The organism is Leptospira weilii (genome assembly GCF_006874765.1).
Taxonomy (GTDB): domain Bacteria; phylum Spirochaetota; class Leptospiria; order Leptospirales; family Leptospiraceae; genus Leptospira; species Leptospira weilii.
Map to the genome: position 1 here is coordinate 852,501 of NZ_CP040840.1, position 25,000 is coordinate 877,500.

A 25,000-nucleotide genomic window follows, 5' to 3' on the forward strand; every position below is an offset into this window, starting at 1 on the left:
AGACTCCGAATACATTAGAAAGTTATACGCTCTTTACAAAGAGGTTCCTTATTTTACTGATCTTGAAAAGGAACGTCTGTATTCTTTGATCGTAGAGTTGAAACCGGACATCGCTTGGGAAGAAGACGAGGACGAAGATGAAGAGGACGACGACATTCTCAACCGGATTCCGGAAGGTGCGATTTTGGTCACAAGGCGAGCTCTCAATCGTAAGAAGGAAGAGTTCGAACATCTTCTCAATGTCGAGATGCCGGAAAACTCCAAGGATATCGGAGAAGCTCAAGAAAGAGGGGACTTGCGGGAAAACGCGGAATACAAAGCCGCGATGGAACGTCAGGTTCAGTTGCAAGCCGCTATCAAAAGACTCGAGGCGGAAATTAAGAGTGCGATTATTCTGGATCTTACTAACGTCAAAACAGACAAGATCAATATAGGGGTTACCGCAAAACTCAAAAACGAATCTACCGGAGAAGTGGTAGCCTATTCTATTTTGGGCGCCTGGGATGCGGATACGGAAAAACACATCATCAGCTATCAATCTCCTCTCGCTAAATCCTTACTTGGTAAAAAGGTAGGGGACTCTGCGGTTTTGAATCTTACGGGAGCGGAAACCCGTTACACGGTTCTTGAGATCGGAAGGTTTTCCTTACAAACCCAAGAAGATTAGAACAACCCGCCCAACCAATCCATAAAAAGGTTGCGTTGGGTTTACTGTTGATGGAGGAAAATGTTAAAGTTTAGCATTGAGTTTGTCTGTTTATAATAGCAAATTTGAATTTTCTGATAAGCCGTAAGTTTTCTTTGAAATAAGAACTTAAGATTTACATTTGCTCTTAGGAAAAATCTTTCACATCCTGTAACCTCGAAGGTTTTCTCCCGAAGAACTTCGTGATGTTATCCCCGCAATATAAAAATATTCAATATACGTTCGGCCAACTTGCCGATTTTTTATCCGTCGTAAAAGAAGAGGAATATTCGAAAAATATCACGCAATCGACGGATTTAAGCATCGGGAAACACGTTCGACATTGTATCGAGGTTCTGGAAAATTTAACCGTCGGACTTGAAACTTCAAACGTATTTTACGATCGAAGAAAACGAGATCCGCTTTATGAAATCTCCCCTCTTGCCGCGAGAGATAAAATTTTCGAACTATTAGGAAAGCTCGAGCAAATCGACGAAAACAAAATCATAGAACTTGCATATCTTATCGATCCGAATACGGGACTCGAAGGAAAAACTGTAACTAATCTTAAACGGGAATTTTTATATGTTCAGGATCATACGATTCATCATATGGCAATTATCAAACTTTGTGTGGAGTGTTTCTTACGAAATGTATCTTTACCGGAAGAATTCGGAGTCGCTCTATCGACTCTCCAATTCCAGAAAAAAGATATACGAACTAAACGTTCCGAATCATAAGAATTTGTCTTGAGGAAATTCGAAACGAATCTTGTTGAATCAGTATAACTGAATCTTTTCAATGGAAGCCTTGGGTCTCTGGACAAAACTTAAAATTACTTTCTGGAAAATACGGATTAAAAAATTAATTCGACCTGAATTTTGGCCGGCTTGGCTCTTTTACGCTCCGGTCGTTCCCTATATCGTTTATCTGACGGTTCGCTACAAGGGATTCGGAACGATTTGTGCGGCCAATCCGGGGATTCCTCTCGGCGGTTTGATCGGGGAATCCAAGGAACAAATTTTGAAAAGTATAGATTCCGAACATGTATTGAGGTTTTTAAAAGTATCCAGAGTCGAATCGGATCTACGAAAAGAATTCGAATTCGTAAATCGAAAAACGTTTAAAGAAAAATTCAAATTTCCTTATATACTTAAACCGGATGCCGGTCAAAGAGGTTCCGGGGTTAAGCTCGTAAAAAGCGAGAACGAGATCTTTGAATATCTGAAAGGAACCAATGTGGACTTGATCGTACAGGAGTATCATCCCGGTCCGCAGGAGGCCGGAATTTTCTATTATCGTTTTCCGAAAGAGGATAAGGGAAAAATTCTATCGATTACAAGAAAAACATTTCCGATTCTTGAGGGAAACGGTACGGACAGTTTGGGAAAATTGATTTTAGAACATCCTAGGTTTCGATACCAATGGAAGGTCTTTCGTGAAAGGCATATTAGAGAGTGGGAGACCGTTCTGCCCAAAGGAGAAAAGAGAAGGTTAGCCGAAGCGGGGAATCATTGTCAAGGCACTCTCTTTACGGACGGAAGTTATTTAATCACGGAAGAACTTACCCAAAAGATCGATCAAATTTCAAAAACGTTTTCCGGGTTTTATTTCGGAAGATACGATATTCGTTATCGATCCGATGAAAAATTGAAAATGGGAAAAGAATTTGGAATTGTGGAACTGAACGGAGTCACCTCCGAATCCACGAATCTGTACGATCCCGATTTTTCTCTTTGGGAAATGTACGCGATTTTGTTCAAACAATGGAATTTGCTTTTTCAAATCGGCTCTGAAAATCGGGGACGGGGGATTCCCAAAACGAATTTAAGTGAAATTATAAAAACCGTAATTCGTTTTTACGGAGGCAATCGAAAGATAAACGATCGATCGGATTGAAAAAGTTTTATATATCCGTTTGCATCATCGTGAGTCTTGAATTGATGATTTGAAAATGTCTGAGACGCAATTACTATATTTCCGAAATGCTTCCGAAAGAACGTAAAGCAAAGTTTGAAAATCAAGGTGATTTTTGTTTCGAGTCGTTTGTCGGAACAATTGAACGAGTGAATTTTTGAATTATCTAAAAATTGAAAGTATGGTTTGCGAAATTACACTATGGCAAAAAGATTTCGTTTCAAATCGTGAGCGGATGAGGTGAGAATCATGGGCGACAAAGTTCTTAAGATCGTTTATTTTATGTTCGGTGATCCTAAAAGAAAATCCCTTGAACATAGACTTTTCAATACGGTCGCGTTCGTAAACGGGGCCTTGAACATTTTCGGCGCGTTCTCTTCCTTTTATCTGGAAAACTTTATTGTGATTTTTCTTCTAAATTTCATTTCGGGAATTCTTCTTATCGGAATGTATTTTCTTTCGAGAATGAAAAGTATCTATTATTCGTTGTTTTGGCCCTTTAATCTTATCATTCTCGTTTATCTTTCTTCGATGTGGTTCTTTAACGGAGGTTCGATAGGAGGTAATCATTACTATTTCATTCCCGCTCTTGTGATCGCGACGATTCTACTTAGAAATCATAACGTTTGGATCGTCTATTTGGTTTATGCCGCCGTAAGTGTGTTTCTGTATGGAATCGAATATTTTCATCGGGGTCTCGTTAAAATGTATCCGAATGAGGCCGAACGTTATCTGGACGCGGGTGGAAATTATTTATTCGTTCAGATTTTAACCGGACTTTTGATTTTTATCCTGACGAGAAATTTGAACATAGAAAGAAAAAAATCCGATTCGCTTCTGCTTAGCATTCTTCCCGAAACTGTCGCGGAAGAATTAAAGAAGAACGATTTTGTGATTCCCATACGTTACGAGAGCGTTACGGTGCTTTTTACCGATATGGCCGGATTTACGAAAATCGCGGAAACGATGTCGCCGGAGGAATTGTTAAACGAACTTGATCTTTTTTTTCGGAAGTTCGATTCCATCATTAAAAATCACGGAATGGAAAAAATCAAAACGATCGGAGACGCCTACATGGCCGCTGGCGGACTTCCCCTTGTAAATAACACTCATTCCATAGACGCAGTGTTATGTGGGCTTGAATTTCAAAAATTCATGCGCCTCAAAAAACGAGAAAGGGAAATCGATCATCAACCCTATTGGGAGCTTAGACTTGGGATACATACGGGTTCGGTGGTTGCCGGCGTGGTTGGAACCGAAAAATTCGCCTACGATATATGGGGAGATTCGGTCAACACCGCAAGCCGCATGGAAAGTTCCGGCATTCCCGGAGAAGTGAATATATCAAGCGAAACTTACGAGAAGATTAAGGATTTTTTTGTTTGCGAACACAGGGGGAAAATTAAAGCGAAAAACAAAGGTGAAATCGACATGTATCTTGTAAAAAAAATCAGGGAAGAATTACACGATCCTCAGGACGAGTTAAAACCAAATCAAACTTTTCGCGGACTTTATGCTCGGATCCAAAAGGGGGAATTTTCCCCCTAAGAAAAAATTTTTAGGATTTTCTTATATGCCATTGACTTCAGTCATATTCCTTTTCTTTTCAACGTGGCTCTTTTTTTCAGGAATTTTTTGTTCTATACCGGAAGATCTCAAAAAACAGCCGGAAGAGAGTATAACTCAGCTTGAGGGATCCGGAGCGAAGCTTCGGGAACTTTATTTAAACGCAGAAGGGAAGAGGTTTTATGGAGTTGCCGTCGGTTGTGAATCAAATAATCAGAATATTTTAATATTCATACACGGTTCTCCGGGAGGATGGCAAAATTACTCTTGGTATTTGGGAAGCAAAATTTTAACTGCGAAATACTGCATATTGGCTCTGGATCGACCGGGCTTCGGAAAATCGGAACCGAACGAAGGGATTCCCGACGTTGAAAAACAAGCTTATATCTTAGGAAAAGCGATTCATAATTTTTTAAATACGATTCAAACATCCAAAGGAGTGAGGATTTTACTCGTAGGACATTCTTACGGAGGCCCGATCGCGGCAAGAATCGCTACGACTTCCGCATACAAAATTCATGTTCTTGTTCTTCTTGCGGCGCCTTTGAGTTCAAAGGAAGAAGAAATTCGCTGGTATAATAAAATCGCGGATTGGAATTGGGTTAAAATCTTATTGCCAAGAGAGATCAAAAATAGCAACGATGAAATGCTTCCCCTCAAATCCCAACTGGAAATTTTGGAGAAATTCTGGAAAAATATTCCCTGCAAAATGATCTTGATCCATGGAAAGAAAGATTCTTTGGTACCTTTTCAGAATTTGGAATTTTTTAAAACTCAGGTTCCGCGGTCACAGCTTACTGCGATGGCATTAGAGACAGAAGGTCATTTTATACCTTGGACTCGAAGAAAACTTTTAGAAAGTATATTTTTAGAAGCAGCTCGATGAACCGATTTTAAAATATATTCACTTTTCTGAATTTTACTATGTTATTAAGTTGTCTACGGATCGACCGTTCTACTCAAGAAAGTGTGAAAATAATGGTCTAACATATTTTAGAAAGTAGGTCTTTTACCGGATGTGGGAATTACCGCGATGGTATTTGTTGACCGCGTATTTTATTGTGGATATCAATCATATATCTTAAAAGGGTTAGCCGGACTTACTCTCCTACGACGTTCAAAATTTGTTCTCCTAGATCGATTCTAAGATCCGGAGTTCGAATTGTGGAACGTATGACGTCCCCCGGACGTAAATACTGAATCCGTTTTTCCTGATTCTTGGCAAAAAGATCCCATTTTTTCCTTTCAGGTAAGAAACTTGCAATTTTTTGAATGAATTTTCCTGGAGCTCGAAGCGCACACCCGGAAGGCGTTCCTGTTAATAACACGTCTCCCGGAGATACATTACAAAACTGTGATAGTTCTAAGATACTTTCTGCGGGTTTAAAAACGAGATTTGCAGCGGTGTCCTTTTGCCTGATTTGACCGTTTACATGAAGAGTCAGTTCTAAGAGATTTAGTAGATTAAAATCTTCTGGATCTAAAACCGTAAGATAAGGACCCGCGGGACAAAAGGTTCGATACGATTTTCCTTTATACCATTGCATCTGAGAAAGCTGAATGTCTCTCGCAGACACGTCGTTTGCCATAAAAAAGGCCGCTATGTATTCCTTGATTCGTTCGGAATCGAGTTTTAAGGTCGAATCGAAAGCCTTGCCGAATACGAGACCGAGTTCGATCTCATAATCTAAAAGTTTTACGTGAGAAGGACGAACGATCTTTCCTATCGGAGGAGAAAGAGATGCATCCGATTTTGTGAAGAATAGGTTATATACCTTATCGTCAGGATCGAGTCCTGATTCGATTTGGTGTTGTCTATAATTGGCGCCTTGACAAAGAATTTGGCAAGGTGCAGTGATCGGAGATAGGATAGAAACATCTTGGATGGAAATCGGTTTTTGTTTGGAGATTTTTCTTTTTTTCTTTATATATTCCAAAAAATCTTTCGTGGCGGAGTTTCCGCAATCTAAGGGAAAAATCTTATTATCTTCGATTTTTCCCCATTCGATTGAATTCTTTATGCAAAATCGTACGTAGTTCTTTGCCATGAAGGGGTTTCCTTATTTGTCAAAAATTGAGCGTTTCAAAATTGCTGTTTAGAATCAAGAAAATCAGCCGTATATTAAAAATTTTTAAGAAACTTATTTTAAGATTTGTCCCAAAACATTGGGAGGAATCACGATCATGATTGTTAAATCGTGAATAACAAAATGTAGCAACTCTCATAGATTACGTCTCTTTGATAAGCTTATATGTTTTTGCTGATCTCTATAAAATCGAGTACCGTTAATTTTCATCGCAAAGCACTGTTTCAACGCAAAATATTGGGTACTTTATTATATAGCTATGAATAAATCACCTTTTCGTCGTTAAACCTAGTATGAGTTTTTACGATTCTTAGGTTTGGGGAGCAATTTTTAATCTTTTTTTCGTTTATACTACTCGAATGCACGAATAGAACACTATGACAAACTTATTTCGAAAATTAGAATATTCCTCTAAAAAGTCAGGATTTCCCGATTTGACTTAATTTTTGAGAACCGCTGGCGAATGAGCGAGAGACGAAAACGAAGGTTTCGAATCTGTGAAAGAAGATCTGAATTTTTATGTTCTTGATGTCTTCTAATGAGTTGTCTCGCAAGATTTGCCAATCCTAAAAGATGATTTTGTATGGAGGAAAGAAGTCGGGAAGGGGAGTATCGAAAGAACGAGGATTCATCACAAACAAAGGAGAGAGATTATGAGCCGTTATAAAGTTCCGTTTTTTTCAAATCAAGGCTTTCTTTTCGGAAAAAATCTCGCCTGAATTCTTATCTATAATAAGAATACACTAGGCAATCGTATGCAATCAGAACCAACTCAACTTCAAAAACCGGATCTAACAATTCATAGAATTTTCGAGACATTGAGCGTCGTCGCTTTCGTTTTACTTTCGATTTATCTCGGTTATCAACTTGCCCGGATCTTTTCGAATGCGTTCGTATCTCATTTTTACTTGGTTTGGATCGTACCTTTGGTGGCCTTGTTTTCCTGGCTCGGAGCCGATTTTATTTCGGGATTGGTCCACTTTTTAGGAGATAGCGTGGGTTCTGAAAAAACCCCTATTTTCGGACCTGCGTTTATTTTTCCTTTTAGAGATCATCACGTGGATCCGAAGGGAATCACGAGACATGATTTTATAGAAACCAACGGAAACAATTGTTTGGTCTCTTTGCCTATTTTAATATATTATGTTTTCTTTTGGGAATCGGGCAGCTTGTTAAGTTTCTTACTCGCCGTGTTTTGGTTCTTTCTCCTTTGGGGAATTTTTGCGACCAACCAGATTCATAAATGGGCGCACCAGGATTCTCCTTTCGCCTTTATACAAACTTTACAAAAATATAAACTGATTCTAGGTCCGGAACATCATAAGATTCATCATACTTCTCCCTACGATACGTATTTTTGTATCACTACGGGTTGGTTGAATCCGATTTTGAAATTCCTGAAGTTTTACGAAAGTCTTCGCTGGATTTTAAGAATTCCTTCTCCTGTCAAATTGGAAACAATTTCCGAAAAATGACGGGTAAACAAGCGAGGATAAAATAACCTTCGCCGAGGATTCTGTAAATCTGGTTTTTTTGAAAAGAATTTTCGAAAATAAGAATGTTGACCGGTATCCAATAACCCGAACTCAGATAAAAAAATTCGGGAAAAATCGATCCATGATTTTTTCCGATCCAAAAAAGATTCAATCCCATTCCGATTAAGGCTAATACGAAGACGGATTTCTTTAAATTTCCGGGTGAAATCTGCCTCAGGATTGATTCGGCGTTTTCTTTTTGATCGACTTCTCTTTCCATATAAGAATTTACGAACGAATTACAAAGTGCGGTTAAAAAAAATAAACAGCAAGGAAGCCAGATTTCCGATCGATTTTTTGTCGTGGATAGAATCGGAGCGAACCAAATTCCCGCAGTGTAAAGAACCGATACCGAGCATTCTTTCCAGAAAAAGGAAACTTGAAGATAGGAAAAGAGAACGTGCAAAATTACGAAAGCTCCTATAATTAGAGCGACTACAACCACCCATTCTCTTAAGAATAGAATTCCGCAAACAAAACAAAGGATCGCCATAAGGCCTGTGATAACGCTTAAGAATATTCTATTTTTGTAATGAAATTTATGCCTTTGGTTCGCGCTTTTTTCCTTTAGCTTCCAGCCGTCGATCAGATGATCGGAGCTGTAGATCACCCAAACCGCAGTTGGGAGCAAGAGCCAGAACGCTGTCTTCATGTTCGTATTTAAAGTGGTAGAGGCGAACCAAGCGGAGGCCACCGCGCCGCAGATGATGTCGATACTTAAAACATTCCAATAGTAGAATATTCTTTTGAAGTTCATTTTTACTTTTGTTCTAAAGGCGAAGTTCGATTCCTTCCTTTTGAAAACGGGAATGCAGAAGTTTAACGAATTCGTGTTTGATCGGAACTTGGTCCGTAAAATCGTGATAGGGAAGATCGATTTTGAAGTTGATCGAACTTTTATCGAACTTTTGGTAAGAGAAGGAAATTTCCCTGGTCGAAGAAGACCCGTAGAATTTTCTTAAGACTTCATTCCCGATATCGACGGCCATAGATTCTACTTTTTCCAAGTCTGTTTGATAAGCGACACCGGCTTCGATCTGAATCGAAAATTCTTTTGCGGGCAAGTCGAAGCGTGTGAACACGGAAGAAGCCATGACAGAGTTCGGAACTACGATCGTGCTGTTATTGAATCTGCGGATCGTCGTGCTTCTCCAAGTAATATCCTGCACATGTCCTTCCATTCCCTCTCCCTGCAATCGTACATAGTCTCCTTTTTTGAGTTGTTTGCCGAGTAGAATGTTTAAGCCCGAAAATAAGTTTGAAAAAGTCGGTTGTAAGCCGAGAGCGACTGCAAGCCCTCCGACTCCGAGTGCTCCCAGAATTGGCGCGATCGGAATGCCGAGAGATTGAAGTATCAGTAAAATTCCGACGGCAAATAAAATGATCCGAGTTACGTTGTTGATAATCGAAGCGGAAGAAATGAGTCCTTCCGTTTTTTCGGAATAGGCTTCGAAGGCCGCTGAAAACAGATGAACGGAAGAAAAAGTCAAAAGGATGATCGAAACAATTCGGTAACTTAAAAATATGAATTCTTCGGAGCCGAAAGGAAGTTTTAGAAACTTTAAAAACAAAAAGGTCCCGAACAGAAAAAATAATAAACGGACACTTTTTCTGCCCGCTTTATAAAGAGGATGTGAATTTTGAAGTTTGTTCTGAAAGAAAAGTTCGGAGAATTTCGGAACGATTCTGTCCCCGAGTATATAACCGAATAGTAATACGAAAAGAAAAATTCCGGTCGCTCTTCCTAATTCTAAAATGAAATCTTTGGGGATCCAGGTTTGAATTTCATTCCAATCCATGGGAACAGTTTTTCTCCAGATTGAAATCGTGCAAGATTAAATCGTTTGATTTCATTTCGATGTAAACTTAAGTCCGAATCGCGTCGATTTTTGTTCAAACTCCGGTCTTCGATTCGAATTTTAGATTTTAAAACGACAGAATAGAAGTCGTTTTTGTCTTCCCGCAAAAATAAACGGGATCCCTAAAGAGCTATGCAAATATTGCGGAAAACATAGGTTAGTTTCTATTATGTTTTCTAAGATCCTTGTGTCGGTTTTAATTCTATTACAATTGAGTTGTAATACTACGGCAGCTATTGTATATACTTTCCAGGGAAAAGAAGAGAGAATCTATCCGTATTCCGGGACGGTGGCTGCTTTGGATCGTTATATCTGGGGGACACATCCCCCTAAGCCGTTTTCAGAAAGTTTTTGGAGCATATTGATTCTAATCGATCTTCCTTTTACTTTAGTGTTCGATACCATTCTTTTGCCGTTAACTTTTCCCTATTACTTATATGCGGAATCCGGTTCGCCCGGGTCTGAAGAATGGTATTATAAAAAATGGAAAAAACGACTTTATACTTTTATAGCAAAGAATGCTTCGAAGGACATTCTAAGTTTGATTTTAAAAGAAAAGGGCGGTGAATACATAGATAGAGAGCATTTGCTAAGGTCTATTTCATATCTGGAGAGAAACATTCGGAATTTACAAAAGGAAGGAATTACTCTCAGTAAAGATTTAGAGTATTTGATGTCAATTTCGTCTAACGGACAAATGGATCCGGAGCTGCAATTGAAACAGCACGTTGAAATTGTAGGTATAATCTATGAACAATTCAGAGATAAATCTACGTATGAGGAAACTGTATGGGAAAAATATTTTGAAAGCGTATGGAGAAATTATTTTTCTACAGGGGGTTTCATTCGTAATCCGGATGTTTTAAAGAAAATTTTACACGAATTTTCAGATAAAAAAGACACCGCTGTTTTATTCAAAGAGTTTGCCACTTTTTACTCGGAGCAGGAATACGATAAGCGGCACTTCTCCTATTTTGTAGGAAGTCCTAGTTCTCAAAGTTCTTCTGAATCTTTCGAAACCCGTTCAAGCTTAGAACTTCCGAAAACGAATCAAGAATTTTGGAAGAATCAAATTCAAATTTTATTGGAACTGGATGGAATGATTCGTAAGGATTTTCCTCATTTGAAAAATAGTTTGGATCCGGTTTGGAAAGAAGCAATTTCATCCGGAGTTCTCTCTTATAATCATTTTGCTTTGGAAAAAGCGTTTCAAAAGTTTCCGAAAGAAACAAAAGCCTCTATTGGAAATTTATTTAAAAAAGCGTTAGATAGCGATAATCCTGATTCCGTACAGTTTGTGGGAAGACACATTTCCGATTTCAGTATCTATTTTGCATCCGATCGAAATATGATCCTTACCGTTCTGAGATCCCCTAAGATACTGGAAAAATTGTTACAAGCGGGACTGGATCCGAATCGGATCTATGGATTTAAAAAAAACCTATTGGTTAACGGTCGCTGGATTGATGGGATTGAAGAAGATACTTTTTTGATTCTTTGTTTAGAGGATAGCAATGAAGCATCCATAAATTCGTTGCAATTATTATTGAAGTACGGAGCCAAAACGGACTTAGCGGTGAAACGATATTCTTTGGGAAAAGAATCCTTATACAGTCCTCACACTGCCTTGGAGAATCCTTATTATGATTTTTCTCGTAAACGTAAGATATTTACGGAATGGATGAAAAGACGACCTTAGATAAAGTGAGCTCGGCGTGATTCATTTTTCTATAATTGGAATTTGAACTTTGTAAATCTATTCTTAAAATGCGGAACTAGAACAAATCGCGATTTTACGAACAAATTCTAAAAGTAGGGACTTCTACTTTTAGAAAATTCTTACTTATTTTATTACACCGAACTCACGTTAAATATATGTCAAAAATACGTATAAATTCTGGTCTGTAAAATCATATTCATAAAATATAATGATTTAAATATGATAAATGATGAAAAGTTTTAAAAGGATTGCAAGCTTTGATCCCTGGGCTCAGGGATAATAAAGATGATTAAGTCTGATTTTAAAACGCATTCTACTCATCTCTACATAATAGAGTGTCTAAAATTCTGCATTGAAACATGGGATTTGTGCCCAAATTAACGGTACTCTATTTTATAGGGATCAGTAAATGGAGAATTTTCGTTGATTCGAATTCTTAAGAATATTTCTGTTGGAATTTGATTTAAAGTCTGTCCGAAAACTCAAAACAATTGCAGCGATCCGCGGAGATTCTGATAAGATCGAATGGTTTTGGGACACGGTCTTATGTTTTATGTAAAAGTGTGATTCACAACTTTATATATTTTATTTTTATAATATTCAAACTTAAATGTATTAATAAAGACTAAATCTAACCGGAATGAGAACTTTTACCGTGATCGGTTTTCCGTCAAGAACGGAAGGGGAATATCTTTTTTTATAGAAGGCGTTTATTGCCGCTTCTTCCAAGCCGAACCCGAGAGATTTCCCGACGGACCGGACTCTTAATACTTGTCCGTTATCGGCAATAATTAACTCGAGAGTGGAAGTTCCAGTGATACCGGCGGATCTGGCTTCCGAGGGATAGTCGGGAACGACATTCGGTGTCAGGTCCACGGGGGTTGTTGCCCCTGAAATAATCGCGTCTTGCGCTCCTGCGATTCTGGGATCTTCTTTCTTTTTAATCGTATCGGTTACTTCGAATTCTCCGTCGTCGGCCGCTTCTCCTACGTTCGGTTCTTGTATAACTAAATTGTCGACGAACGCTACCTCGTCTACGAGCCGATCCAATCGATTGAATTCGACGGAAGGCGTATACCAAAAAAACAGAACGAACATCTGGAGAAAAAAGGAGACGGAAAGAAAAAATTCTATCCGATATCGATCGATCCATCTTCGGAGTTTTCCCCTTCTAAGAACGGCGATTATGGAACTGGATCTTTCCATCAATCAAAGACCTCCGCCTTGTGTAGTCTTTGTGACGAGAGAAATTTTTAACGCTCCGACTTCCTTCAAGAATTCGAATGCGTTGTCCAGTTCGGCATAAGGTAAATTTTTATCGGCGTGAATCAAAACCTTAAGATCGGGAGTCGTTGAGAGTTTCGCTCTTACGTGATTGATCGCTTCGTTCAGAGGCATTCTAACCTGATTGAAATAGACCGCTTTGTCCTTATCGGCGCTAAGATATAAGTTCGCGATTTTTTTGTTTAACTGTTCTCCGCCTGGAACGTCCGGAAGAAGGATTGGTAGATCCGGATCCGTATCTAAAACAGAAGTAACCATGAAAAAAACCAAAAGTAAAAAGGCGATATCCGCCATCGAGCTGACTGGAATTGAAGGTGGATTTTTTTTCTTCTTTAAACTCATGTTTATTTTAGCCTTTTTACTGAGATCTGTTTAAAACCTCGGATTTGCACTACGGATAACGCATCCAGCATATTGCCGTATTTTGTTTCGCCCGTGGTTTTGATTAGTGCGACTTTGTTTTCTATGTCGGGAATTTCCATCAGATTGAGCTCTTCTCTGAAATCTATCAGGTTGCGATATTCTTTCGTTCCGATCGATTGATTCTTCATCTTAACCAAATCTCCTGTAATTAGGATCTCGTAGATGTTTTCTCGAAGAACTAAAGTCGGATTGGAGTTTTTTCTGGGGAGCTGAATGTTCAATCCTTCCTTTACGAAGAATACCGCTGTTACCATAAAAAACACCAGTAAGAGAAATGCGATATCCGACATCGAAGACGCGGATATTTCTTCTAAATTGCGTTTCTTTTTGATTCGGATCATAAGTGTTTGATAAAAGGCTTAAACCTTTTGAGAATTCCTTTTTAGGAATTCCTTATAAATCCTGTTGGCCGCTTCTTCGATTTCGGAAGTAAAGCCGTCGATTCTGGAAGTCAGATATTGGTGGAACGTCATTGCAGGAATTGCTACGATTAAACCCGCTGCCGTCGTAATCAATGCTTCTTTGATACCGCCAGCGACCACTTTTGCGTTTACTTGGTCAGCGTTGGCGATCGCATCGAACGCGTTGATCATACCGGAAACCGTTCCCAAAAATCCGATTAGAGGAGCGATCGTGGATACCGCCGCAAGAATTACGAGTCCTCTTTCCAAAACCGTAATTATTTCCGCCGCTTCTCTTTCCACACCTTTTGCGAAAATTTCAGCGTCTCCGGAAGATACGTCGATTCCACCCGAAAGAACTTGAGTGATCTTGTAATCTTTTCTTTCGTCAAGAAAACCTTGGACGGCGTTTAAACCTTTCGCGTCCATAGTTTCCCCCAAATCAATATTATAACCTTTCGGAAGAAGTTTCGCGGTCGCTAAGAAATAAATTCTTTCAAGGATGATTCCCAAAGCGATGATCGAAGAAAACGCTAACGGATACATAGTCCAACCGCCTAGAAGAAAAAGATCTACGAATCCCCAACTTTTATCCTTTGTTTGAACGGGTGTTTCGGTTTTTGTTTCTTGGATTGTCGGAGTGGATGCTTCCGTCTTGGTTGTTTCCGAAGTTTTATTTTGTGCGAATGATACGGATGTGGAAAAAGAAATGAGTCCTGAGATGATCAGTACGATCATTGCCCATTTAAATTCTTTTTTTATAGAGGAAAATTTCATCGACGTCTCCGATTTAAATGTTTCTGTAATATACTTTTGATTTGTTACCGGATAATTACAAAAGAATTACGGATCTGAAATTTTGAGGAAACTTAATTCTCAATTTATTGACTCTGCGTGAATCGATGACTTATTTCTTTATTTCCCAAAAAAATATGTGGAGAGTAGCGGGTGTGTTTTACCGACCCCTAAAAATAGAATACGTTCATTTGAGCGCAAATCCCGCGTTAGACGCAGAATTTTGGACACTCTATTATGTAGAGATGAGTAGGGGTAATCGTTCCTTGAAATATTTCATTCTTCATTTCGTATGAATATTTCTGATGAAACTTGATGTGGTTTTTTTTGAAGGGCAGAGTATAAGGACAAATACAACCAACGGTTGTTTTCCGTAGAGAGCGATAGAATGTTAGAAGCTTGCAGTTTCTATGTAGAATTTTGTAAGCGCAAATTCGTTAGTATATTCAGCTTTTATTTCCTTTGAAAGAGACGGCGATACCGTCTCTTTCAAATCTGGTTAAAGTTTATATGTAGCGGAAAAAGAAATATCCAAACCTGTTCTGTATTTTTGAAACACGTATTCTTGTCCCGTTAGTGGATCCGTTTGAGTAATTTTGAATTGACTGTTCATGACATTTCTAACGGAGGATCTGAAATCGAAGCGATCGTTGTGTCTGTAAATATAGACCACGTCGGAAGTTCCGGTTCCTTTTTGGATCGCGTTGGGAACGCCGTCGGAACCAACTAAAGCGATTCTGTCGCTGAAATAATTATAGTATAAACCTATATTATGTTTTTTGCTTTTTGATACGAACAAGTCCACTTTAAAATTGGCGACAAAGTCGGACTGACCTTGAAGAGAGCGGTTGAGCGTAGTAGGGGCATAGGCCGAGTAAGTGGAAATCGGATCCACTTGACCTGTCGCGATAAAACCGTAGATGTTCGCGTCGATCACGTCCACTCTCGATTTAATGAAGAAGACGTTCGCTTCGACTTTAAGCCACCAAAGAAGTTCCCTGCGATAGTCTAATTCGATGCCTCGAATTGTTGCCTGTTGAGCATTCGCGTATTTATAAACCAAATTCGCACTTCCCGCTACGGGTAATCCGATCAACTCGATCGGATTCGAAAGATTCTTAAAGAAGGCTCCGACGCCTATATAATCCGTATTCGTAAGATAATATTCCCATCTGGCATCGTAATTGTGAATGTAGGTCCTTTGAAGACTTGCGTTACCGAAAATTCGATCCGCTTGAAAATAGGCCGCAAAACCGAAAGGGGAAAGTTCCCTTAGGTCCGGTCTTGTAAGCGTTTGAGAATATCCGAATCTGAGATTCATGTCTTTTACGAGTTCCCAGACCACGTTTGCGGAAGGTAGTTTATCCTTCGTTCGTAGTTCCCCGATTCCTACGTTATTTGCATCGCATATGTTGGATCTGACTAATAGTAATCGTTCCTCTTCTGAATTTGTTTTACAACCGTAGCTTGTATTGAATCCGCTCCAGCTGTTCTTAAGATCGTAGGTTTGCGTCTTTTGATAACTATCCTCGTATCTTACTCCGAAGATCGTTTTTAACTTTGCGAGAACCGGGACTTCCAATTGGGTAAAGGCCGCGCGTAACGCCTGGGAAGCGTCGTAGGCATTGTTGCCGGAAGCGCGTTCGTACACTTTCCTATTTCCGTTCACGTAATTCAAAGGATTATAGACGATTTCTCCGGGAATCGGATAGATATAATCCTTGTCGCTTCCGTTAAAGTTCCTTTGAGCGATTTCCCTGAATTCGAAATGTTTGAATCGATCCAGATTACTGATTCCGAATTTTAACTTACTCTGAAGACCGTCCCATTGGTTGAACGGAATTTCGTATTTGAGGGATTGGCTTCTGACCGTATCCTCCGTATTCGAAAAATATCTTGTTCCGTCGGGATTGTTTCCCAATCTTCTAAAACCGTTCGCAAGATCGGTTCCGCCTTGGGACCAGGCTTGATTTCTGGCGTTGGGTTCGTCTCTTTCGGCTAACGCATAGTTGACGTTCCATTCCACTTTATGGGATCTTGAGCCGAACGCATTGATTTCATGTTCGCCGCCCAATGTGTTATTGAAGATGGTTCTACTGATATAGCTTAGGTTTGTGGATTTGAAGTTGAAATTATCGATGTAATTTGCGCCGTCTCCCTCACGAACCGTCTTATCGGATTGGACCGAATATAAGGTTTTGATAAAGAACTGCTGTCCGACTTTAGGTTCGTATGCGAGGTTTAGATTGTTTCCCCAAAGAACTTCTTCCCCGTAAATTTTAAGATTATTCTGATTGAGCGGTCTCAACATATTAGAATCTTTTAAATAAAGAGAAATCGGATTAGAGGCTTGGAAGCGGGCGTTCGCCTCTTCGCGATAGCTGTAACTTCGGTTGTAAGTTGTTCCCGCAAGAACCCCGAATCTTCCCCATTTTTCCGTTTTAAACGAATTACCGGCGGAGATGCTAAACGATTTGTTAAAGGGAGAATCTTCCTCTTTGGGAGACCATTCCTGATTGAAGGACAAGGCGCCTACTTTCATTAGGTTGCCCGGAATTCCGCCGAAACGATCTCCTTCCACAAAAGGAATCGCTTTTGGCAAGCCTGAGATCATATCCGGAAGTTCTTGTTTTTTGGAAACCAAACCGAAGTTATTATGCATATCGCCTGTATTAAAGGATTTGAATTTATGACCGGCGACTTGAGTATTTTTTCCGACTCCCAATGAAACGGAGAGTGAAAGATTATCGGGATATTCTTTGGTTTCTATTTTGACGATTCCTCCGGAGAATTCTGCGGAATCTTCCGCCGAGGCGGTTTTGGAAACTCGAATGTTTTTGATTACTCCGGCCGGAAATAAATCCAAAGGTACGATCCGTTTATCCGGTTCGGGAGAAGGGATCATGGAATCGTTTAGAATCGTATTGGAATATCTTTCGCCGAGACCGCGGACGAAAATAAATTTACCACCTACGAGAGTGATTCCCGTAACTCTTCTGAGAACGTCTCCTGCGGACGAATCCGGACTTTTTTTAATCGATTCCTCGCTGATTCCGTCGGAGATGATTCCGCTTTTTCTTTGCAAAGCCAATAAAGCGGAATCCGAATTTTCAAGACCCCGTCCTTGCACTTCCACCGTATCGAGAAGTTTCGCTCCCATGACGACGTTTAAGGAAAGTCGAGTTTCAGGACTGATTGTTACTTTCTTGAATTGTGTGGCAAATCCGATCATCTGAAATTCCACGGTGTGTTCGCCCGGGGGAAGATTGAGTTCATATTTTCCGTCAAAGTCGCTTCGTGTCGCCGCTTTGATCGAACGAACGATTACGACCGTTCCGAAAACCGGATCACCCGATTCCGAATCGACTACTTTTCCGCCTAACTTCCCAGTTGTTTGTCCGAATATGGGACTTGTTATCATTGAGAAAAAGAATAATAAATAGATTGTTTTATGTTTCATGTTCCGTACGTACAAACTTTAAATTGATTTTTATGTTCTATAATGAGTTTAATTTCATCGATTCGGATCGTTATTAATCCGACTTGTAGAAGGAATTCCCCCATAATGTATCCGTTTATATTTGTCAGCTTACGGACGTTATACGGTTTAACGAGGGGAAGCGCTTTAATGGGCCCTTTTTTTCCTAGAAGATTTTGTCGGATTTTACTTATTCCTGCGGTTCTTCTGAGGAGAATCAGGTACATCGAGTCTTCTATTTTAGAATTCGCTGCGATGTTGTTCTGATCCAAGTTATTGGGAAGATATATTTTTCTGATTTCTTCCGGACTGCACGAATAATGAAGCAGATCGTCCGATAGATTTGGATTATCCCGTATTTCCGTAAGCGCTTTTTTAAGCGCTTCTTCTACGGATTGAGACGAGTTTTGAAGAGTATATGATTCTTTGATTTCCGATTTTAGAATTTCCCGATCTTTCCGGATTTCTGAGACGAGTTTTGAATCTTTAAGGTCCTTCTCGAAGTCGGGGCGTTGTCCTTTTTCTTTGCAATAGAACATTGGAGTTGATAAAAGAACCAACAAGGGAATATTAAAAAAAATGAATTTATGATTCTGAAACATATTTTGGAAGAGGATTCCTTTTTTGGGAATCCTCTGTTAAAGTTATCTTGCTCTGTAAACGGTCCATCCAGAAGCCCAGTTCAAACCACTGAGCATACCGCCGTAAGTTGTGTTATCGGTAAAAAACGAATCCGAGGATTGTGCGGTAAGTGCGGACGTCGAGATGGAAGACGCTTCTCCGGAAGGTTGATAGTCCGGTTTGGTCGCAAACGCACAGTTGTCTGAATCTCCCGAACCTAAGGAAACCACCGGAAGTGAGGTTAGACCGGTACTCGGCAACGCACAACCTGCTGTGTTTCCGTTCGATTTAGCCGCTTCGACCAGAACGTCGGTGAAAGTTGGAGAGGTTCCGGGACCTCCGGCGGTTGCGTTCAGTACACAATCGATATTTCCGGACTGAAATCCGTAGATGATTCCGTTGGTGAATTTTCCTTGGAGTCCTTCTCTCAGTCTCGCACCAAATCCGTTGGATACTTTTTTTCCGAGGAGGGTAAAGTTGGAAAGCTTTACATTCGTGGTGGTCTTAGAGGTTGCGGAAACGGTTCCACCGCTATGAGTTCCATCCATTTCAAATCCGTGAGGATCCGTAGAAACGGTTCCCCCGCAAGAGGTTGGATATTTATGAGAGATCAAAAATTGGACTTTTCCGGTGAATGCTTCGTCCAGATCCAAGTCGTCGTCCATTCCGCCTGTCAGCAGAAGGTATTTCCCGGTCCAAGCTCCGCCCCAAGATTCGATGCCGTCATCCAGGTGTCTGTGGACTTGAACATGGTCCAGAGTGGTTCCGCTTCCAACTACGTATAGAGACATTCCGTTCAACTCGTCCCCGGGTGAAACTTCGTTTCCTGCAAATTCGACGATCGTATAAGAAAGGCTACCGGAACTTCCGTTGTCGTTAGCGCCGCTATTATACTGAAGGCCGGCTCCGCCTTCCGTGTTTTGTGCCGCTGCTCTGGAACCTATACCGTCGCCTACGATCAAAATTCCGCCCCAATCGCCCGGCGCTCTGTTGCCGACAGTTTTGGAGGAAGTGAAACATACGGGAGCGTTAACATCTCCGTTCGTTACGATCTTGGCTCCTGATTCGATGATCAAAGCGGAACCTGCCGTTCCGAAAATTACGGAACCTCTTTCGAAGGTTAGAGTTGTTCCGCTTTTTACTTTTACGATTCCGTTGATGGATGAGGAAGAGTAAGCCGCAAAGTTTTGGCTCGATGTGATGTTTCCGGAAAGAACTGTGTTTCCGCCTTGAATGGATGCTCCGTCGCAGATCGCAGCTCCGGCGTTTTCATTGGTCCCCGTCAAAAGAATGAGAGCCATCAATAGATTGTTGTCTTGTTTGTCTTCTTTGCAATTTACAAAGGAAGAAAGTAATAGGGCTACGCTTATGATGAAGAGCGAAGTCCTTTGTGAGAAAGTTGATTCCATTTTTATACTCCTTGGGAATAAACCGTAGAAGGTCTTAGGCTAAGATAAATATAAGTAGTTACGTATAAGTTACAAACTGGTATAATTCCCATAACTTTCGAATGTTTTGATAAAAGTGCCTCCTAGAGGACCAAAGCTTCGAAGATGAGCAGTAGGGTCGAAGGAATTCTCACGGAAGTGCGAAGAATAGGATTAAGAGTAAGCTCATCGAGCTCAAAGCGAGATAACGATCTTCTTTCGTTTCCATTTTCGGCTCTTCTTTTTTTGCCCATGCTATTTCTTTTTTTTCGATCGTAATCGCTTCCTTTTTAAAGCCGCGTTCTGTTCCGTCCTCGTATTCGACAAGGATGCCTTGCGCGTTTTCGGACGTTTTGACGTTTTCGATCACTTCGTTCGTTTTAATGTTTTTTACGGTGTCCGCAAAAAGAGCGTTTAAAAAGAGTGATGCGAACAAGATAAGAAATATCGATAGCCTTGTAATCATTTTGTAACCTTTTGCATTTGAGAATGATGATCCCTTCTCATCTTTATAAAATCCTACAACACGAAAAACGGATGTATTGTTACAATCGCATTAAAGATTGTGATAAAGATCTACGCTTGTTCGGGTCTGTTTTGTGTTTTCTTGGTGAAAGCGGAGAAAATAAGGCTTGATGAAAATTGGAATTGGCAAATGGAATAAAGATTATATTTTAATAAATTGTAATGTAATATTTAATTTATAATGCATCTATTCGCTTCCGATGTTTATGGTAGCAAGTTTTTTGATAATTGTGCGTCGTTACTACTCGGACGTATGAAAATAGTAATTAAAAATAAATGTTCGATTTTGCAAAAGTAAGGCGGTTCTCAAAAAATAAGTCAAATCAGGAATTTCAGATTTTTATATTTATATTCAAAAATTATAATTTTATAAATAAGATTATAATGATATTATTTAAATTCGTCCGAGTGGCAATTCGTTTGAATGATCGAAATATTACGTTCCCTATCAATCGATCGTAAGATGTGTTCACTTTCTTTATTCTTGCAAAGGAGTTCGCATTGTAAGTCCACGAGAATTCAAAAAAATATTTCGATTTCTTTGCGCAGAACTCGTTTTAGATTGCGAACGGAAGATGTTTTCGACGGCACCAATCTTTTATATTCCAAAGTGTGAAAGTAGGTTTCCGGTTCAGAGCGGAGTCTTTCGTATAACTTGGTTGTTTGGCAAGTCTAAGTGAAGGTATAACGGTAAGAGGACTACCCAAGTATCAACGATAGAGTTCCCTTGAACGTTGACTCGTTTCCTTTCGTTTTCCCGAACTGGGTTGATACAAGACTCGCCCAACTTTTTTACCGAAGCAGAAAGAAACTTCCCATATATTTTCAAAAATTGAGGAATTTTCTTTGGAAGAAGTTTCAAATCTTTTTCAGGAAAACGAAACCAAGTATCTTCTGGAATCAAAAGATAACCGTTTCAGAACGGCTTTCTTGAAGAATCGAATTGATTTCAGGATCGGAATTGAGCGACAAGTATTCCATACGATCTTAGAAAGAATGAGACAGACTCGATTTTTTTGAAAATTTTAATCGGGCAAAAGAGAAAAAATTTTCAAAAAATGAGAAAGAGATAGTTTGGTAAGCCATAGAAAAGAAATCCGACATATTTTAATGTGAGTTCGTCGTGAGACCTTAAAGGTAGTAGGAGCTCCACATCCGATTCCTTAACATCGCATTTGCGTTAGGTTAAATCCTGTCTCAAAAAAAACTAAAACATCTCACTTCCTGAATACCGCCCCAAAAGAAGGCATTCGGTGGGGACAGGCGTTGAACGCCAATGAAGCGAGGCGCCTGGTTTCTATCGAGCGCCTCATCGGAAGCGTTCTGTTGAATTATCAGCTGTTCAGCAGAAAAACTCAAGTACCGTCGCTCTCTAAAGATCGCTCCCGCAGGTTTGGGATGCGCTGTAAGTGGGCTTAATGAAAAACCATAGATTTTGACTTCATGCCTCATTAAGATAAAGTTAGGCAAGATTGTCGTTTGTTGCTTTTATAAAATGATGTCTTTTTAAGAATAGTTTACTAAATTCGATACAATTTTTCAAAAACCTTTTAAAAGAGGTTTTTAGGCGTAATGTAGAAGACGGATTGACTCTAAAGCGTTATGTTTCTAATTTATAATTTCTATTTTTTTATTATAAATTAAAAAATTATAGTCCAAAAAAATGAATGACTCGATTTTGAGCTTTATGAAACCGATCCTTTTAAAAGGATCTGTAAAATAGTGTTGTTTTATAAATTCTATTGAATGAAATAGGATTCTTTTATCGGATAAAGAACTCGAATGGAAACGTTATGAATTCATTCCTCAATTTGTACAACTGGAATATTCGCCAGAAACTAATGGTGATCATTTCATTCATTATTTTGGTTTCTTTAGGATCAATCATCGCTCTCGCCACGTATTTTTTTAGGTCGGATAATGAAATCCGTATTAAGGAAAATAACTTGAAACTGACCAACGTGATCAGTCAAAAAGTGCGTTCCGATATAGCTTCGCTTACGAAACGTTCTTTGCTTCTCGCTAGGTCCGTTGTTGGTTCGGAAGGGTCGGACGAGGATATTCTCCAAAATGACGAAGACATTTTTTATCTGAAAATTTTCAGAAAGGAAGGACCGAATTATGTGGGAGTGAAACGAATCGTTAACGAATCCGCTCTCAAAAATTTCAAGATTTCCCCTGATAGCGCAGACAAAATCGTACGCAAGTATTTAAATAGACGAAACAAAGCCCAAATCGGGAAACCTCAGGTCTTTAATGTGTCCCCGGATTTTCGCAGACCTGTGTTATATCTTTCCATCGTTCTCGGAAGTGGGGTTAATTCAGCCGTGCTTGTTTCTTTAGTGAGAATGGATTCCATATTAGATTCTTTTAAAACGTCCGGAATTACCCAGTTTTTTCTCGTAGACGATGAAGGAAAGTTAGTCGCACATTCCGATTCGAATTTGGTAATACAACCGACCGATTTTAGTGACGATCCGATCGTTAAGAATTTGTTGGAAAGTACGATCAGTAATGGACAAACTCGTTATAGGGGAAAAGACGATCAATTTTACCTGGGTTCCTTTAGAAGAATCGGATATGCTGGGCTCGGGGTAGTTTCTAGCGCCTCGGAAAAGAAGGCTTTTGAAGCGGTTTATAACATTCAGAAAAGAAATATTTATCTCATGATCGTAGTCGTAAATATTTCGATTTTATTTGTATTCTTTTATTCAAGAAGACTCACAAGACCGATTCTAAAACTAGTAGACGCATCCAAACAAATCGAACGCGGAAACTTTCACATTGACCTAAAACCTGAATCGGGGGACGAAATCGGAAGGCTTACCTCTTCCTTTGTGGAAATGGGCAAAGGGTTGTCCGATCGGGATAAGATGAAGGATGCTTTCGGAAAATTCGTAAACAAAGATATTGCCGAAATGGTCCTCAAAGGAGAAGTCAAACTTGGAGGAGACAAACGGGAGTGTGCGATTTTGTTTTCCGATATCCGCAGTTTTACTTCCATTTCGGAAAAAATCGAACCGGAACTCGTCGTTGAATTTTTAAATCAATATTTTACAGCGATGGTAAAATGTATCAACAAGCATGAGGGAAACATCAACAAATACATCGGCGATGCGATCATGGCCGTTTGGGGAGAATTAGGTCATAAGGATTCCGACACCGAAAAGGCGATTCTGGCCGCGCTTGATATGCGTAAGAGTTTGGTTGAATTTAACAAAGGGCGCGGAACCGATAAAAGACCAAAAATTTTTATTGGTATCGGAATCAACACTGGAGAAGTCATCGCGGGACAGATCGGCTCCGAAGATAGACTCGAATATACGGTCATTGGTGATGCGGTAAATCTTGCCTCTAGAGTGGAATCTTTGACGAAAGTATTCGGAGCAGATATCTTAATTACCGGGAACTCCTACGAAAAAGTAAAAGGAATCTTCAACGTGACAAAACTAAAGCCAATCCAGGTGAAGGGAAAAAAGTCCCTACAAACCATCTACGCGGTTTTAGGACATTCTAAAGATAAAAACTGTCCTAAAAACTTGAAGGAACTTCGAAAGCAAATCGGGATGGATTTCAAATCGGGCAGGTCTAAAGAATAATATGAAGGCCCGATTTTTTTCAGGCGATAGACCAATTCTATTTCTTCTTATATTCAATATCGTAGTATTTACCGTAATATTTATATACGATTATACTCGATACGGTTATCAAGGTTCGCAAAAAGTAATCGGGACTATTCTTTATAAATCTAATACGGTCAAAAGAAAATATGACTCCGAAGTGGTCTGGAAAGAAATTAAAATCGGAAACTCGCTCCAAAACAGAGATACAATTTTAACCTCCGAAAATTCTCAGGCAAAAATCAGACTTTTGGACGGAAGTGAGATTACGATTGCGGAAAATTCTATGATCTTTATCGACTATTTGGATAATCGGGCAAATTTGGAAATTTCCGAGGGCGGCTTACAAATTACGAGAAAATCGAATAGTAAAGAAAATACTTCCTCTCTTGGGATTCGTTCCGGCGACGGAGTTTTGAAACTCGTGGAAGGAGTCGTAAATGTGGAAAAAAAGAAAAATCAAAAGACTCTCGAATACGCGATTGTTTCGGGTAGTGTCAAAGTCGATCCGAGCAATCCATTTCCGATGCTGCCTAAAAAATCCCTAGACGAGTTTGAAAAATTATTTCCTGTCGCGGCGGATATTCAAACCACCCAGTCCCTTCAAGAGTCAGAGACCGCAAATTCAAGTTCATCGATTGAATCAAATTCCACCTTCGAAGACAATGCTCAAAAACAGAATTACGATTACGACAAGGTCCGAAAAGTATCCGATCCTACCGTAAACAAAAAGAATGAAGAATTCAAAAATTCAGAGTCTAACCCGGAATCCAGGCATCATAGTCGTTCTTTATCAGAAGTAAAAAAACAAAAACGGATGTCTGAGGAATTACTCAGGCAAGAAAAGGAAAAACGTAGAAGAGAGAGAGAATATAGGGAACAAAAAGAATTTTTACGGATGTAACGAGCGCTCCTTAGAGAGCGAGTTAGTGGAATTATAGCGGAGCGTCATAATTCCACTTTCGGCGAAGCTGAAAAATAGAGCGACTCAAGTCGGAACCACGTCGGCCGGTGTCAGGGATTCGATGTTGTGGGTAAATCCTTCTTTATCATGAAA

General features: G+C 39.7%; 21 protein-coding genes and 2 pseudogenes (2 of these 23 only partly in view). 9 read left to right on the top strand and 14 right to left on the bottom strand.

Features of this window, described 5'->3' with window-relative positions:
- The 5 genes from greA to FHG67_RS04130 form a co-directional block, all read left to right on the top strand.
- Nucleotides 1-667: the final stretch of a transcription elongation factor GreA gene (greA, locus tag FHG67_RS04110; RefSeq protein ID WP_016760996.1), read on the top strand. It extends 2,114 nt beyond the left edge of the window; 667 of the gene's 2,781 nt are visible here — the last part of the coding sequence; the start codon falls outside the window, past its left edge; it ends in the stop codon at nt 665-667.
- Between the two features lie 224 nt (nt 668-891).
- Complete coding sequence (locus FHG67_RS04115; RefSeq protein ID WP_004499201.1) at nt 892-1,425, top strand: hypothetical protein; 534 nt, start codon at nt 892-894, stop codon at nt 1,423-1,425.
- Nucleotides 1,426-1,486: 61 nt separating this feature from the next.
- Nucleotides 1,487-2,584, top strand: coding sequence for an ATP-grasp domain-containing protein (locus tag FHG67_RS04120; protein ID WP_004496050.1), 1,098 nt, complete (start codon nt 1,487-1,489; stop codon nt 2,582-2,584).
- Between the two features lie 267 nt (nt 2,585-2,851).
- A complete protein-coding gene (locus tag FHG67_RS04125; protein WP_004499191.1) occupies nt 2,852-4,150 on the top strand; it encodes an adenylate/guanylate cyclase domain-containing protein in 1,299 nt (432 codons plus the stop codon).
- 25 nt (nt 4,151-4,175) lie between these two features.
- The gene (locus FHG67_RS04130; RefSeq protein WP_004499217.1) at nt 4,176-5,054 is read left to right on the top strand and encodes an alpha/beta fold hydrolase; all 879 of its coding nucleotides are present in this window, start codon (nt 4,176-4,178) and stop codon (nt 5,052-5,054) included.
- Between the two features lie 214 nt (nt 5,055-5,268).
- On the opposite strand, the gene FHG67_RS04135 is transcribed toward FHG67_RS04130, so the two are convergent.
- Nucleotides 5,269-6,216: a fumarylacetoacetate hydrolase family protein gene (locus FHG67_RS04135; protein WP_002616826.1), complete on the bottom strand. Its 948-nt coding sequence runs from the start codon at nt 6,214-6,216 to the stop codon at nt 5,269-5,271.
- A 498-nt stretch (nt 6,217-6,714) separates the two neighbouring features.
- Nucleotides 6,715-6,887 (bottom strand): annotated as a pseudogene (locus FHG67_RS22190) (DUF2721 domain-containing protein); the annotation flags it as partial.
- A gap of 123 nt (nt 6,888-7,010) precedes the next feature.
- Between FHG67_RS22190 and FHG67_RS04140 the strand changes: the two are divergent.
- Nucleotides 7,011-7,730, top strand: coding sequence for a fatty acid desaturase CarF family protein (locus tag FHG67_RS04140; RefSeq protein ID WP_004499214.1), 720 nt, complete (start codon nt 7,011-7,013; stop codon nt 7,728-7,730).
- Here FHG67_RS04140 and FHG67_RS04145 read toward each other — a convergent pair.
- On the bottom strand, nt 7,702-8,547 hold the full coding sequence (locus tag FHG67_RS04145) for an LA_0991 family prenyltransferase-like protein (RefSeq protein WP_004495956.1): 846 nt from the start codon (nt 8,545-8,547) through the stop codon (nt 7,702-7,704). The genes FHG67_RS04140 and FHG67_RS04145 overlap by 29 nt on opposite strands.
- A gap of 13 nt (nt 8,548-8,560) precedes the next feature.
- A complete protein-coding gene (locus FHG67_RS04150; RefSeq protein WP_004495883.1) occupies nt 8,561-9,589 on the bottom strand; it encodes a mechanosensitive ion channel family protein in 1,029 nt (342 codons plus the stop codon).
- A gap of 229 nt (nt 9,590-9,818) precedes the next feature.
- Here FHG67_RS04150 and FHG67_RS04160 point away from each other — a divergent pair, with 229 nt between their 5' ends.
- Nucleotides 9,819-11,348: a YceK/YidQ family lipoprotein gene (locus tag FHG67_RS04160; RefSeq protein WP_004499295.1), complete on the top strand. Its 1,530-nt coding sequence runs from the start codon at nt 9,819-9,821 to the stop codon at nt 11,346-11,348.
- Nucleotides 11,349-11,984: 636 nt separating this feature from the next.
- Here the strand turns inward: FHG67_RS04160 and FHG67_RS04165 are convergent.
- The 9 genes and pseudogenes from FHG67_RS04165 to FHG67_RS22630 form a co-directional block, all read right to left on the bottom strand.
- Complete coding sequence (locus FHG67_RS04165) at nt 11,985-12,575, bottom strand: energy transducer TonB (protein WP_002617733.1); 591 nt, start codon at nt 12,573-12,575, stop codon at nt 11,985-11,987.
- A 3-nt stretch (nt 12,576-12,578) separates the two neighbouring features.
- Complete coding sequence (locus tag FHG67_RS04170; protein ID WP_004499242.1) at nt 12,579-12,995, bottom strand: ExbD/TolR family protein; 417 nt, start codon at nt 12,993-12,995, stop codon at nt 12,579-12,581.
- A 2-nt stretch (nt 12,996-12,997) separates the two neighbouring features.
- Nucleotides 12,998-13,417, bottom strand: coding sequence for an ExbD/TolR family protein (locus FHG67_RS04175; protein WP_002617739.1), 420 nt, complete (start codon nt 13,415-13,417; stop codon nt 12,998-13,000).
- An 18-nt stretch (nt 13,418-13,435) separates the two neighbouring features.
- A complete protein-coding gene (locus tag FHG67_RS04180; RefSeq protein WP_002617745.1) occupies nt 13,436-14,254 on the bottom strand; it encodes a MotA/TolQ/ExbB proton channel family protein in 819 nt (272 codons plus the stop codon).
- A gap of 517 nt (nt 14,255-14,771) precedes the next feature.
- On the bottom strand, nt 14,772-17,732 hold the full coding sequence (locus FHG67_RS04185; protein WP_002617751.1) for a TonB-dependent receptor: 2,961 nt from the start codon (nt 17,730-17,732) through the stop codon (nt 14,772-14,774).
- Nucleotides 17,729-18,352, bottom strand: coding sequence for an LA3241 family PerA/PerB upregulated protein (locus FHG67_RS04190; protein WP_004501488.1), 624 nt, complete (start codon nt 18,350-18,352; stop codon nt 17,729-17,731). Before FHG67_RS04190 ends, FHG67_RS04185 begins: the two co-directional genes overlap by 4 nt.
- Nucleotides 18,353-18,394: 42 nt before the next feature.
- Nucleotides 18,395-19,780, bottom strand: coding sequence for an oxidative stress response protein LipL48 (gene lipL48, locus FHG67_RS04195; RefSeq protein ID WP_004501502.1), 1,386 nt, complete (start codon nt 19,778-19,780; stop codon nt 18,395-18,397).
- 169 nt (nt 19,781-19,949) lie between these two features.
- Entirely contained in the window at nt 19,950-20,264 is a 315-nt protein-coding gene (locus FHG67_RS04200) for a hypothetical protein (protein ID WP_036059684.1), read from the bottom strand.
- Nucleotides 20,265-20,842: 578 nt separating this feature from the next.
- A pseudogene (locus FHG67_RS22630) lies at nt 20,843-21,304 on the bottom strand (DUF1564 family protein).
- Between the two features lie 812 nt (nt 21,305-22,116).
- Here FHG67_RS22630 and FHG67_RS04225 point away from each other — a divergent pair.
- The gene (locus FHG67_RS04225; protein ID WP_004495858.1) at nt 22,117-23,922 is read left to right on the top strand and encodes an adenylate/guanylate cyclase domain-containing protein; all 1,806 of its coding nucleotides are present in this window, start codon (nt 22,117-22,119) and stop codon (nt 23,920-23,922) included.
- Between the two features lies 1 nt (nt 23,923).
- Complete coding sequence (locus tag FHG67_RS04230; protein ID WP_004499289.1) at nt 23,924-24,847, top strand: FecR domain-containing protein; 924 nt, start codon at nt 23,924-23,926, stop codon at nt 24,845-24,847.
- An 84-nt stretch (nt 24,848-24,931) separates the two neighbouring features.
- Here the strand turns inward: FHG67_RS04230 and FHG67_RS04235 are convergent, their stop codons facing one another.
- Nucleotides 24,932-25,000: the 3' end of a hypothetical protein gene (locus FHG67_RS04235; protein WP_004499216.1), read on the bottom strand. It continues 120 nt past the right edge of the window; only the last 69 of its 189 coding nucleotides appear in the window; the start codon falls outside the window, past its right edge; the stop codon is at nt 24,932-24,934.